At 59.7% G+C, this 12,213-nt stretch carries 10 protein-coding genes; 4 read left to right on the top strand and 6 right to left on the bottom strand.

Annotated elements, in window-relative coordinates; genetic code table 11:
- Positions 1 to 37 precede the first annotated feature (37 nt).
- Together HMPREF9465_RS02175 and HMPREF9465_RS02170 are read left to right on the top strand one after the other, a co-directional pair.
- Positions 38 to 1,306 (top strand): hydantoinase/carbamoylase family amidase, encoded by a 1,269-nt coding sequence (locus HMPREF9465_RS02175; RefSeq protein WP_005433665.1) that lies wholly within the window; start codon positions 38 to 40, stop codon positions 1,304 to 1,306.
- 11 nt (positions 1,307 to 1,317) lie between these two features.
- Positions 1,318 to 1,995, top strand: coding sequence for a LuxR C-terminal-related transcriptional regulator (locus tag HMPREF9465_RS02170; RefSeq protein WP_005433663.1), 678 nt, complete (start codon positions 1,318 to 1,320; stop codon positions 1,993 to 1,995).
- Positions 1,996 to 2,352: 357 nt separating this feature from the next.
- Here HMPREF9465_RS02170 and HMPREF9465_RS02165 read toward each other — a convergent pair whose 3' ends face one another.
- From HMPREF9465_RS02165 to upp, 6 genes are all read right to left on the bottom strand, one after another.
- Positions 2,353 to 3,702, bottom strand: a complete 1,350-nt coding sequence (locus HMPREF9465_RS02165) for an anaerobic C4-dicarboxylate transporter (protein WP_005433661.1) — start codon at positions 3,700 to 3,702, stop codon at positions 2,353 to 2,355.
- Positions 3,703 to 4,132: 430 nt separating this feature from the next.
- Positions 4,133 to 5,782 (bottom strand): fumarate hydratase, encoded by a 1,650-nt coding sequence (locus tag HMPREF9465_RS02160; protein WP_005433659.1) that lies wholly within the window; start codon positions 5,780 to 5,782, stop codon positions 4,133 to 4,135.
- Positions 5,783 to 6,023: 241 nt separating this feature from the next.
- Positions 6,024 to 6,701: an ABC transporter ATP-binding protein gene (locus HMPREF9465_RS02155; protein ID WP_005433657.1), complete on the bottom strand. Its 678-nt coding sequence runs from the start codon at positions 6,699 to 6,701 to the stop codon at positions 6,024 to 6,026.
- 48 nt (positions 6,702 to 6,749) lie between these two features.
- Entirely contained in the window at positions 6,750 to 7,535 is a 786-nt protein-coding gene (locus HMPREF9465_RS12165; protein ID WP_005433655.1) for a GntR family transcriptional regulator, read from the bottom strand.
- Positions 7,536 to 7,643: 108 nt separating this feature from the next.
- Complete coding sequence (locus tag HMPREF9465_RS02145; RefSeq protein ID WP_005433653.1) at positions 7,644 to 8,471, bottom strand: hypothetical protein; 828 nt, start codon at positions 8,469 to 8,471, stop codon at positions 7,644 to 7,646.
- Positions 8,472 to 8,839: 368 nt separating this feature from the next.
- Positions 8,840 to 9,487, bottom strand: coding sequence for a uracil phosphoribosyltransferase (gene upp, locus HMPREF9465_RS02140; RefSeq protein WP_005433652.1), 648 nt, complete (start codon positions 9,485 to 9,487; stop codon positions 8,840 to 8,842).
- Positions 9,488 to 9,836: 349 nt separating this feature from the next.
- Between upp and HMPREF9465_RS12160 the strand changes: the two genes are divergently transcribed.
- Positions 9,837 to 10,454, top strand: a complete 618-nt coding sequence (locus tag HMPREF9465_RS12160; protein WP_005433651.1) for a hypothetical protein — start codon at positions 9,837 to 9,839, stop codon at positions 10,452 to 10,454.
- 279 nt (positions 10,455 to 10,733) lie between these two features.
- Positions 10,734 to 12,050 carry an IS110 family transposase gene (locus tag HMPREF9465_RS02130; RefSeq protein ID WP_005433045.1) on the top strand — a complete coding sequence of 439 codons (1,317 nt, stop codon included), beginning with the start codon at positions 10,734 to 10,736 and terminating at the stop codon, positions 12,048 to 12,050.
- Positions 12,051 to 12,213: the final 163 nt, after the last annotated feature.

Here is a 12,213-nt window from a genome sequence, read left to right as displayed (position 1 = left end):
CCTGAAAACGACGATCCGACAATGAAGGAGACAGCAAATGTCAGTTACTGGACTGCAGACCGAAGGTCTGAAGTATGCAAAGGCGATTTTCGACACCGTCCGCCGCATGTCGGCGGACACGCTTGGCGTTTCCCGTCAGGGCTACAGCGAGCTTGAGACGGACGTCCTGCACTACCTGCAGGGCCTTGGCCGCGACATCGGCCTTGAAGTCCGCGCCGACGACGCAGGCAACGTCTGGATGACGATGCCCGGCCGCGACCGCACGCTTCCCGCCTTCGTTGCCGGCAGCCATGTTGACAGCGTTCCGCAGGGCGGCAACTACGACGGCCTGGCCGGCGTGACCGCCGCGCTCACGGTCGCTTGGTGGATGCACCGCCATCAGGTCCAGCTCGAGCGCGACTACACGGTCCTCATGATGCGCTGCGAGGAAAGCTCCTACTTCGGCAAGGCCTACGTGGGCTCGCTCGGCATGATGGGCCGCCTGACGCAGTCCGACCTGATGCTGCGCCACCGCACGGAGGACATCACGCTCGGCCAGTGCATCTCGGCCTGCGGCCTTGATCCCAGCAAGCTCACCGCCGGCACGCCGATCGTCGATCTGAAGAAGATCGCCTGCTTCGTCGAACTGCATATCGAGCAGGGTCCGACGCTCACGAGCAACGACAAGGTCCGCGTCGGCGTCGTCACGGGCATCCGCGGCAACGTCCGCCACAAGAACGTGGTGTGCCACGGCGAAACGGCCCACTCGGGCGCCGTGAACAAGGAGTTCCGTCATGACGCCGTGATGGCCACGGCGGCGCTTCTGAGCCGCATGGATAATCACTGGCAGGAATGGCTCGACCGCGGCGAAGACCTCGTCTTCACGGTCGGCGTCATCCGCACGGGTGCGACCGCCGCCATCTCCGTCATTCCCGGAGAAGTGAGCTTCACGCTTGACATGCGCAGCCTGAGCGCCGACACGTGCGAGCGCTTCCACCAGCTGCTGCTCGAAGAGGCTGCCGCCCTTGAAAAGGAACGCGGCGTGCGCTTCGACTTCGACAAGCCGCTCTACACGGCCCCCGGTCTCGTCGATCAGGCCCTCTCCGACCGCATCTACAAGGCCGCCGAAGACAACGGCATTCCGTGCATGCGCCTGCCCTCGGGCGCGGGCCATGACGCCGCCGTGATCGGCGCCGCCGGCATTCCCGTCGGCATGATCTTCATCGCCAACCAGAACGGCTCGCACAATCCTCATGAGGAAATGATCATGAAGGATTTCATGACAGGTACCGACCTCCTTTGGCAGACGGTTCGTCAGTTCGACTAAAGGTGGTTGCTATGGACAGGAGCAAGCTGATCTCGGTCGTGCTCGTGGACGAGTATCCGCTCTTTCGCAAGGCGATGGCGGATCTCCTGAACGCAACCGGGGAGTTTCAGGTGCTCGGCCAGACGGGCGAGGGCGACACGGCCCTCGGCCTTTCCTCGCTCGGCCCCGACATCGTCGTGATGAGCCTCGAGGCCGAGGAGTACTCTGCGCTTGATCTTCTCAAGGAGATCAAGTACCGCCAGCCCGCCACGCGCGTCGTGATGGTGATGAGCTCGGCTGACAGTTCCGGCCAGCTCATGCGGGCCATCCGCCTTGAGGCGAACGGCTACCTGCTTCGCACGATTACGCCGAGCGACTTCGTCGAACAGCTCAGGAAGACCGCGCAGGGCGGCATGGCCGTGAGCGAGAAGGTCACTTCGGCGCTTGCCGAAAAGCTTCGCGGCGACTCCTACGCCGTCGAGGAGGTCCGCCGCGTGAGCGAGCTGACCAGCCGCGAGCAGGACGTGCTCGGCTACGTGGCCGCGGGGATCTCGAACCTCGAGATCTCCAAGTGCCTGGGCATTTCCGAGGGAACGGTGAAGGTTCACGTCAAGCACACGCTCAAGAAGCTCAAGTTCCGCTCCCGCGTGGAGCTCGCCGTCTGGGCGTCGGAACACGGCTTCAAGGTGAAGACCGCAGGCAGGTTCTGAGCGAATCTGCAGTAATCCCAAAACTGAACTGAAGAAAAGGTGCGCTTTCCCGCTGGGAGGCGTGCCTTTTTGTCGTCCATGCGCAGGGATGGATGTAGGGGCCTGAAGAAGCGGCGCGAGTTTGCGTGCGTGCGTTTGGCGGGCGGGGCCTGGGGCGTGACGGTCGTCTGATGATAGGGCGGAAATGAAAGAGGGAAAAGAAGGAAAGGGCGGTCCTGCGGGGCGAGGAGGCGGCGGGGAAGACCTGAAAATGCAAAGGGACAATGCTTTCGCATTGTCCCTTCACTGTGCTTGTTGGCCGGAGCCGGTGGTCTGCCGGCTCAGGTTGCATCTGTTGTCCTCAGTGTAGTTCTTAGATTAGATGAAACCGTAGATGAGGCCAAGGACATAGCCCGTTGCCGTGGCGGTCAACACGCCGATCAGACCCGGAAGAATGAAGGAGTGGTTGATCACGAAGCGGCCGATGTGCGTCGTGCCGGAGCGGTCGAACTGGAGAGCGGCCAGGTCGGACGGGTAGGTCGGCAGGATGTAGTAGCCGTAGCAGGCGGCGGCGCAGGAAACCACGAGGCCCGGGGGAACGCCGATGGAGAGGGCGACCGGAACGATGGTTGCGACGGCGGCAGCCTGAGAGTTCACGAGCTTGGACGTAAGGATCAGGACGAGAGCGTAGGCCCAGGGATACTGGCGAACGATTTCGGTCATGACGGCCTTGAGGTCGGCAAGGTGAGCGGCAAACATCGTGTCAGCCATCCAGGCCACGCCGAACACGGCGGTGATGGCGACGCAGCCGGCGGAGAAGACCGGGGTCTTGCCGATGCTGGAAGCGCGGGTCTTGCAGAAGATCACGATGAAGGCACCGCAGGCAAGCATGAACATCTGGATGATCAGCGTCATGGAGAGGGCCTTCTTGCCGATGATCGGGCGAAGTTCAGGGAACATGCCGAAGACGGCGACGGCAGCAACCGTGGCGAGGAAGATCCAGAGGGAGGCCCACTGTTCGGGACGGAAGGTCTTGCCGATGAGGGTCGTCGTTTCGCCGTAGACGTACTTGCGCTGTTCGGGATCGGCGATGAGCTTCTGGAATTCTTCGTCCTTGTCGAGGTCCTTGCCGCGGAACATGGAGAAGACGGAGATCGCGAAGAGGCCGACGAGGGCGCCCGGGATCGTGATGCTGAAGAGCTGGATGAAGCCGAAGGCCTTGCCACCAACCAGGTAGCCGTCACAGAGGGCGATCATCGACACGGCGGCAACAGCGGCCGGCGAGCAGATGACGGACATCTGGGAGGCGATGGTGGAAGCGGCCATCGGGCGTTCCGGACGGATGCCGTTCTTGATGGCGACGTCGTAGATAATCGGGAGCATCGTGTACACAACGTGGCCCGTGCCGCAGAGAAGGGCGAGGAACCAGCAGAGGTACGGAGCGAGGAAGCAGACCGCGCGCGGGTGCTTGCGGAGCATCTTTTCTGCGATCTGAAGGAGGCAGTCGAGGCCGCCGGCAGCCTGGAGGGCGGCGGAGGCGCAGATCACGGACAGAATCGTCAGGATGACGTCGACCGGGGGTTTGCCCGGCTTCAGATGGAAGCCGAAGACGAGGATGATGAGGCCGATGCCGCCAATGAGGCCGAGGGCCATGCCGCCCTTGCGGGCGCCGTAGAAGAGGGCAACCAGAACGATGACCAGTTGCGCCCAGAAGTCAAAACCGAGCATGTTAATTCTCGCAGTCAAGTTGTGAGGACATTGCTAATTGTGTCGATTCTTCTACCTCTGGGGGGATAATTCTGATCTTCTTTTGACCTATGGACATAAATCGGGGGGATCTCCCTTTTTCTTTACAGAAAAATCTTGTTACTGATGGTGTAAACCCCTAGGGCGGTTCCCTTATCCTGTCGCACAAGGGTGATTTTCTCATGGGTTTCCCTAGCGGGAGAAGGAATGTGGAAAATGGGGGAGCAATTGTAAGAAGGGGTGTCGAACATCGAGGCAGGGCTGCGGCGCGTGACTTCTCCGCCCGTTTTCGCCTTCAGATGATTTGGATTTGGGTTAACCCTAACCTCTAAAAGGGTATTTCCCAAGTGAAAGGGCGTCCTTTCGTATGAAAGGACGCCCTTGTGACTTCAGTTAGTCAGTGAGCCGGAGATCAGGCCTTCTTGCAGGCGATCGTGACAGGCTTGAGCTGCTGGAAGAAGTCGTTGCCCTTGTCGTCGACCAGGATGAAGGCCGGGAAGTTTTCGACGCGGATCTGGTAGACGGCTTCCATGCCGAGTTCCGGATACTCGATGCATTCGATGCTCTTGATGCAGTCACTCGAGAGCACGGCAGCGACGCCGCCGATGGTGCCGAGGTAGAAGCCGCCGTGCTTCTTGCAGGCGTCGGTGACGACCTGGGTGCGGTTGCCCTTGGCGATCATGACCATGGAGCCCCCGGCAGCCTGGAACGGATCAACGTACGGGTCCATGCGGTTGGCGGTTGTCGGGCCCATGGAGCCGCAGGCGTAGCCTTCCGGCGTCTTGGCGGGACCGGCGTAGAGGACTGGATGGTTCTTGATGTAGTCGGGCAGGCCTTCGCCGCGGTCAAGGCGTTCCTTGATGCGGGCGTGGGCGATGTCGCGGGCCACGATGATCGTGCCGTTGAGCAGCAGGCGCGTGGAGACGGGGTACTTCGTCAGGTCGGCGAGAACTTCCTTCATCGGGCGGTTCAGGTCGATGGTGACGCCGCCGGCTTCACCCGGCTTGCGGAGTTCTTCGGGGATCAGGCGGGCGGGATTGTCGTCGAGCTTTTCAACCCAGATGCCTTCTTCGTTGATCTTGCACTTGATGTTGCGGTCGGCGGAGCAGGAGACGCCCATGCCGATCGGGCAGGAGGCGCCGTGGCGCGGCAGGCGGATGACGCGGATGTCGTGGGCCATGTACTTGCCGCCGAACTGGGCGCCGAGGCCGATCTTCCAGGCTTCTTCGAGGAGCTGCTGTTCGAGCTCGACGTCGCGGAAGGCGCGGCCGGTTTCGTCGCCGGTGGTGGGCAGACCGTCATAGTAGTGGCAGGAGGCGAGCTTCACCGTGAGCATCGTGCGTTCGGCGGAGGTGCCGCCGATCACGAAGGCGATGTGGTACGGCGGGCAGGCGGCCGTGCCGAGGCTCTTCATCTTTTCGATGAGGTAGGGAACGAGCTTGGCCGGGTTGAGGACGGCCTTCGTTTCCTGATAGAGGTAGGACTTGTTGGCGGAACCGCCGCCCTTGACCACGCAGAGGAACTTGTACTCGGCGCCTTCGGTGGCTTCGATGTCGATCTGGGCGGGAAGGTTGCACTTCGTGTTCACTTCCTCGTACATCGTGAGCGGAGCGTTCTGGGACTGGCGGAGGGCTTCCTCGGTGTAGGTCTTGTAGACGCCCTTGGAAATGGCTTCTTCATCGCAGTAGCCGGTCCAGACCTGCTGGCCCTTTTCGCCGTGAACGATGGCCGTGCCCGTGTCCTGGCAGAACGGGAGGATGCCCTTGGCGGCGGTTTCGGCGTTGCGGAGGAACATCAGGGCGACGTACTTGTCGTTGGCCGTGGCTTCAGGGTCGGAGAGGATCTTGGCAACCTGTTCGTTGTGTTCGCGACGGAGCATGAAGTTCACGTCGTGGAAGGCGCGGTTGATCAGCTTGGTGAGGCCTTCGGCTTCGACCTTGAGGATCTTCTTGCCTTCGAATTCACCGACGCTGACGTGGTCCTTCGTCAGAAGATAGTATTCGGTCTTGTCTTCGCCGGTCTGGAACATGGGCGCATATTTAAATGCGGGAGTCTGAGCCATGATGTCTTTGCCTTATTCAGTAAGTGACGGCCGCAGGGGTTGGGCGGCCATGATGAGCGTCCGCCTTGTGACAAAGTTTTGCCACTGGTCCGGGCGGACGATTTCTATCACCAATTATCTACCTCCTTCTAAGGAGACTGAATAAGGAGGATGCCTTAGTTCGGGCAAGAATCAAGGATCCTTTGATAAGGAGGTAGGTTCGGGGGCGTTCTTAACGTTTCTCCATGCGCCCCTAGGAAAATCAGGCGTTCATGAGCTTGCCGCGCTCAAGCGTGAGGATGCGGTCGACGTTTGCGGCGGGGATGACGCCCTCGGCGGCCACCACGGCGATGTTGCGGGTGTCTCGTACCCACTTGGAAATACAGGTTAATACTGATGTCGCCGATTCGGCTGAAAGACAGCGGGAAGGCTCGTCAAGAAGGATGACGCGCGGCTGCTGTACGAAGAGCTGCGCGACCTCGGCGAGGCGGTACTGTTCGGGCGTGAGGACGGAGATCGGGGAGTGTGCGAGGGGCTCGAGCCTGCAGCGGGCCAGTGCGTCGGTGACGCGTTCGCCTGCATCGGGCGGAAGCTGCCAGGTGTTCTGCATGAGGCCTATCTGCAGGAACTGCGTGACCGTCATGTAGGGGGAGATGAGGCTGCGCGAAAGGGGCTGGAGCAGGGCGCCCGCGCCATCGGCACCGAAGCGCCTGGCGCCCTCGGTGAGCTCGATGCTGCCCGTGTGCCCGATCATGCCCGAGAGGGCCTTGAGAAGCGTGGTCTTTCCTGCGCCGATCACGCCCGTTACAAGATTGACCGTCGCCGCGGTGAGCGTGAGGGAGAGGTTGACGACGGCGGGAATGCCCTGATAGGCGACACTGAAGTTGGAAAGGCGAAGCTGAAGCATGGCTTGAGGGTGTTTGATCACGGTGTCAGCCATGATAGGCACTTCGCCCTACGAAGAAAATCGGTCGAAAGTCGGTTTCGATTAGTCCGTTGGTATAGGTTCCGATGCGGGTGAGCCCTCATGTTCGGCCGTCCGTGCGGCTGTCGATCGAAGGAAGACCGTCTCGCAGGCCCTGACGCCGGCGGGGCGCGTTTCGACGGCGTGAATGAGCGGCACCGGACGGCGGTCGAGATAGGTGCGGGTCACGACGAGTGCGGGAGAGCCCTCGGGCACGCCGAAGAGCTTCGAGCACGCCTCGTCGAGTGCGGCGGCTTCGGCGCTCTGGTGCATGGAGCGGCAGCGCACGCCCGCATGCTCCTCGAGAAGCGCAAGGACGGAGCGCGGGCTCTGCGGCGTGAGGTATGGGATGAGGTCCCTTGCGGCGTCGCGCACCCAGAGCTCGGTGCGGGCGACGGCACGACCGTCGGGTCCCTTCGTGAGCATGGTGAGCGTGATGAGCGGGGTGAGAAGCGCAAAGCCCGTGCGGGCGGCCGTGTCCTCGTCGCAGATCATGCGGCGGATGCTCAGAAGCGTGCGCCCGCCTGCGTCGGCAGGGAGCGACGGGACGAGGCTGGCCGTGAATTCGGCTCCGCGTCCGTCACCCGTCACGATCGTGCCGCGGCGCGGAGAGCGCCTGATGAGCCCCAGATGGACGAGCTCCGCGAGTGCGGAGCGCACGGTGTGCCTGCTCATGCCGTAGTCGTTCATGAGCTGGGCCTCCGTGGGCAGGAGACTGCCCACGGGGAGGCGCCCCGAGAGTATGTCGCCTGCGAGCGTCTGTGCGAGGCGGCTCCAGAGAGGCGTGCGGGTGGATTTGATGGTGGTCATGCCGAGAGGGTATGAAAAAACTCCCGCCGGAGCAAGTCCCGCGGGAGTTCTTTTTTGGTCAGTATTCAGTTGGCTGAAGGAGAACTTCGCTGTCAGCCCGAGTACTGATTACTTCCACCAGTTGTTTTCGTCAGCGAGGACGTAACGCGTGGCTTCCTGGCCGTTCTCGATCAGTTCAGCGCCGATGGAGTAGTTCTTCCAGGCGGTGAGCGTGCCGCAGACGATCATGAGAAGGGCGATGAAGAGGAAGGTCTTACGAAGACCGGCGCGGTCGCCGTTGCGCTGGTCGATGATGTCCGTTTCCGGGTTCTTGGCGAAGATGTCCCACTTGACGGCGAGGCGGTACAGACCGATCATGCCGTGGAGTTCCGTGATGACGAGGAACACGAACGTGTAGATCATGCCCATGTGATGGGTGTGGACGCCGATCAGGTTCACGTCAAAGCCATGCGGGTTGCAGAGCATGGAGATGAGGTGCGGGAACACGAAGATGAAGAGGAGGAAGGCCGTGACGAGCTGAACCATCCAGAGCGTCGTGTCTTCATGACGGAGCATCTTGTAGTGAGCCTTGATGTCACGGAGCTGATGGTAGGACGTCGGGAAGCGGCGAAGGGCGCAGAAGGCGTGGATCACGACGCAGAGCGTGATGAAGCCGACGAAGACGACGTGCAGCCAAGCCTGTTCTTCAGCGAACATGAACATGCCGCCGGAGGTGTTGATCAGGTTGGCGAAGAGGTCCTTGCTGATCTGCACGGAGGACGTGAAGGCCATGTGGCAGAACAGGAAGATGCCGAGGATGACGCCCGTGACGGACTGGGCGACGTCGGCGAGAGCCGTGGACGGAGACTGACGCTTGGCGTCCTTGAGGCCGGCGCCCCAGACGTTTTCAGTCGCGGTCGGGGTGTTGGAGTACTTGACGGAATCAGGGGTAGACATTTGTCTTTCCTTTGTGAGCTTTGTTTGGTTCATGGAATCCGGGCGGATGCTTGACAGGGTCCGCGCCGGTTCTATGGGGGGGCTAAGCGCCGACGAAAGCCGGCAGATCATGTCAGACCGTATGATGCGCCCTTAAGGATTATGTAAGTTTGACTTTTATCAAATGAAATGAGACTAGGCGAGTGGCTTCGAGTCCGATTTTTGGTAGTTTTGCGTAGTTGTACGGAGTTGAAGCGGTCAAAAATACTCACAAATAGCAATACTCAAGGGTAAACCCGTAAAAATTATGGTCAAAAAAAATCATGAAAATGGCGGGCAAAAAAAAGACGGCCGGATGTCCAGCCGTCCTGAAGTGGTGAGGCGCCTTGTTAGAGGGTGCCGAAGATTCGGTCGCCTGCGTCGCCGAGGCCCGGCACGATGTAGGCGCGATCGTTGAGCTTTTCATCAAGGGCTGCAACGAAGATGTCGATGTCGGGATGGGCTTCGCTCAGAACCTTGATGCCTTCGGGGGCGGCGACGAGCGCCATGAAGTGGATCTGCTCGCCCCTGACGCCGCGTCGCTTGAGGATCTCGATGGCGTAGGCGGCGGAGTGGCCCGTTGCGATCATCGGGTCGACGACGATGTAGTTGCTGTTGGGAGCGTCGGGCAGGCGCACGAGGTATTCGACGGGTTCGTGCTGGGCGTTGCGGTAGACGCCGATGTGACCGACGCGGGCGGCGGGAAGCAGGGCGAGGAGGCCGTCGGTCATGCCGAGGCCGGCGCGCAGGACTGGAACGATGACGGGATCCTTTTCGACGAGCATGGGCGACTTGGTCGCGCAGATCGGGGTTTCGATGTCCTCGAGCTTCGTCGGGAAGTCGCGGGTGACTTCGTAGCCCATCAGGAGCGCGATTTCATGGAGCAGCGTGCGGAAGTCCTGCGTGCCGGTGTTTTTGTCGCGCATCAGGGAGAGCTTGTGCTCGATGAGGGGATGGTCGACGATGTGAAGACGGGGAAAGCGGGAATCGGTACGCATGAAATGTTGCCTCAGTCGTGTTGGCCGCCGTCCGGTCGGACGGGGCGTGGGCGGAGCGTGGGAAGGGCGGGTGCGCTTCGGGAGGCGCTCCGTCAGAATTAGCCTAACCTAACACTATAGTATTGGGATCCCGATCAGTCAAAGGCGTTTTGACGGAGTTTCGGGCAATTACCCTGCCTCGTCGCACTGTGCATTTGCTATGATGAACCCGAAATAGCGCCGTTCCGGCGACGCCTTGGGGGCGGAGCGCGGGACAGTTGTCCGTGAAGCGGGGCCGTGCATGCAGCGCGGCGTTCTCAGTTCGTCTTCGTCCTGCCGATCACTTCAGGCAGGACGCTTCGGAGCCCTTATGAAGATTCGTACCATTTTTCTGCTGTTCGTCCTCATTCTGATGGCGGTCTTTCTGGTCATCAACTGGACGGCGCTCTCGACCGTCACGGCCGTCAACCTGATCTACACCGAAATCCAGGCTCCGCTCGGCGTTCTCGTCGTGGGCGGTTTCGCCGCGGTGGTCTTCGTGCTGCTCGTCTACATGGTCTGGCAGCAGGCCAGCGTCACGCTTGAGCTTCGCGCCGCCTACAAGGAGGCTCGCAACGCCCGCACCGTGGCTGACGACGCCGAAAAGAGCCGCTTTGCCGAAAGCAACCGCATTCTGCTCGAGCGCATTGAAAAGCTGGAGGCCCTCATGACGGCCCGCTCCGACGAGACGCTCACCGCCGTCCGTCAGGAGGCCGTCCGTGCTGAAGAGCGCTACAAGGCTCTCTTCGACGACCAGAAGAGGGCTCAGGGCGAGCTGACCGCCCAGGTCCAGACGCAGATCGGCGCCATGGAAAAGCGCGTCGTCGAGACGCTGCCCTCCGCCGTTTCCGCCGCCGTGCCGACGCAGGCTCTGGCTGAAGAAGCTGAAAAGAAGGCGGACGCCGAAGAAAGCAGCGCCCGCAAGAGCGTCTTCAAGGACCTCTTCTAAGAGGTGTGTAGCACTTTAGTGCCACCCCCCTGCGCATGAAAGCGGGGAATTAAATTAGGGCGTACAACCACGGTTGTACGCCCTAAAATCTTATGGGGGACAGTAGTTGCTCGGTGCTGGATGTGCGATCCCTTCGCGTTTCTAAAATGAGCCTGCGAGTATCGATCCCCTGTCTGAGCGTCATTGCTCGAATACTAAATAGACCTTGTTGACAAAGTCTTCATAGGCTACTAACTCGCAGACTGCCCCCCATGCTTCAACTATACATCGGAGGCAGTTATGCGTGCCAAATGCAACGATGACCTCTCAACCGTCAACTTCAGCACGATAGGACTGGACGTTCACAAAAATCGTCTGGTCGCTTGCGCCGTTCATGTTCAGCACGACGCCAAAGGGCGCGAGGTCCATGAAAAGGAATACTTCGAATCCACCGGCACATACTCCGGTAGACAACGACTTACCGAATGGTGCTCTTCACAGAACGCCGACTTGATCCTTATGGAGAGCACCGGCATTTTCTGGAAGGCGCCTTTCCGTGATCTTGAAAAAGCTGATTTGCATCCAGTCCTCATCAATCCGCGAATCTTTAATCGTGGTTCGGACAAGCGCAAAACCGACAAAAGTGATGCCACATGGCTGGCCAACCTTGCTCGCCTTGGCCTCTATCGAGCCTCGTTTATTCCAGCAGAACCTTACCGTTCGCTGAGATTGGTTCAGTCCCAAATCAAATCGCTTGTTGCTGAACGTCAACGCCTCAAAAATCGCCTTGTGAAAGTCCTGGATGACTCCGGGTTCAGATTTACGGTTGCTTTCGCCGACATCGGCGGCGCTTCCTCCCAAAGTCTCATCGCCGGCATTCTGGAAGATGCACCCCGAGAAGAACTCGCCCTCATGATTGATCCGTTGTGCAAAAAATCAATCGAGGAGATCCTGGATGCCGTTTCCGGAGAACTATCCCAAATTAACAAGGACATCGTCCAATCAATCCTGAGACTGATCGAGACGCATACCAAAGAAATCGAAACTCTCGAACAAACGGTCATCCGTGAATTGAAGAAGTGCGAGAAAGTCAAACAAAACATTCGCCTAATGACGACTATCCCGGGCGTCAGTGAAAAATCTGCGCAGTTGCTGATGTCAATGATCGGACCGGACTTCGTAGAAAATTTTTCCTCGCCACACGCTTTTGCTCGTTGGCTGGGCGTATGCCCGGGAAATAACGAATCGGCCGGACAAATCAAAAGCGGAAGGACTCCTCATGGGCAAAGGTTAATCAAAAAGGTGCTTACCGAATGCGCTCAAGCAGCGTGTCATACCAAAGGCTCACATCTTGCCGTCCTATTCGGAGGGTGGAAGCACAAGGGATTCTGCAAGGCCGTTATGGCAGTAGCTCACAAGCTGGCATTGCTGATCCACTGGGTGGTTGTGAATCAGAAACCATACATCGACAAAGAGTTCGATTACACAGGCGTCTTTAAACAGGATGGTCAACGCCGGCCTCGGTGGATTCGCGCGTTAAGGCGTTATGGGCTGATGACACTTGCAGACGTCGAAAAGGAAAAAGCCGCTCGAGGATGGATAATCGCTAAGGCATAAGCCACTTCATACTTGGAGTTGCCCTTAATCCTGAATCAGCACACACAATCGGGGACACAGGCCGGGCGAGTCCATAGTAATGCCCCATCAACATAGGAATCGAGTATTCCTACCGGGGGTGTTTTTTCTTTTTGGTTTCCGGCGCTTCCGCTTTCATACTAAG

Source organism: Sutterella wadsworthensis 2_1_59BFAA (assembly GCF_000297775.1).
GTDB lineage: Bacteria > Pseudomonadota > Gammaproteobacteria > Burkholderiales > Burkholderiaceae_F > Sutterella > Sutterella wadsworthensis_A.
The sequence above is the reverse complement of the archived record's forward strand: the minus strand, read 5'-3'. Positions and strand labels throughout refer to the sequence as shown.

What these genes read in the sequence shown, in the direction of transcription:
- HMPREF9465_RS12160 (WP_005433651.1), top strand. Translation starts at nt 9,837, where the DNA reads ATGAAGATTCGTACCATTTTTCTGCTGTTCGTCCTCATTCTGATGGCG.
- HMPREF9465_RS02145 (WP_005433653.1), bottom strand. Translation starts at nt 8,471, where the DNA reads ATGTCTACCCCTGATTCCGTCAAGTACTCCAACACCCCGACCGCGACT.
- HMPREF9465_RS02130 (WP_005433045.1), top strand. Translation starts at nt 10,734, where the DNA reads ATGCGTGCCAAATGCAACGATGACCTCTCAACCGTCAACTTCAGCACG.
- HMPREF9465_RS02160 (WP_005433659.1), bottom strand. Translation starts at nt 5,782, where the DNA reads ATGGCTCAGACTCCCGCATTTAAATATGCGCCCATGTTCCAGACCGGC.
- HMPREF9465_RS12165 (WP_005433655.1), bottom strand. Translation starts at nt 7,535, where the DNA reads ATGACCACCATCAAATCCACCCGCACGCCTCTCTGGAGCCGCCTCGCA.
- HMPREF9465_RS02165 (WP_005433661.1), bottom strand. Translation starts at nt 3,702, where the DNA reads ATGCTCGGTTTTGACTTCTGGGCGCAACTGGTCATCGTTCTGGTTGCC.
- HMPREF9465_RS02170 (WP_005433663.1), top strand. Translation starts at nt 1,318, where the DNA reads ATGGACAGGAGCAAGCTGATCTCGGTCGTGCTCGTGGACGAGTATCCG.
- upp (WP_005433652.1), bottom strand. Translation starts at nt 9,487, where the DNA reads ATGCGTACCGATTCCCGCTTTCCCCGTCTTCACATCGTCGACCATCCC.
- HMPREF9465_RS02175 (WP_005433665.1), top strand. Translation starts at nt 38, where the DNA reads ATGTCAGTTACTGGACTGCAGACCGAAGGTCTGAAGTATGCAAAGGCG.
- HMPREF9465_RS02155 (WP_005433657.1), bottom strand. Translation starts at nt 6,701, where the DNA reads ATGGCTGACACCGTGATCAAACACCCTCAAGCCATGCTTCAGCTTCGC.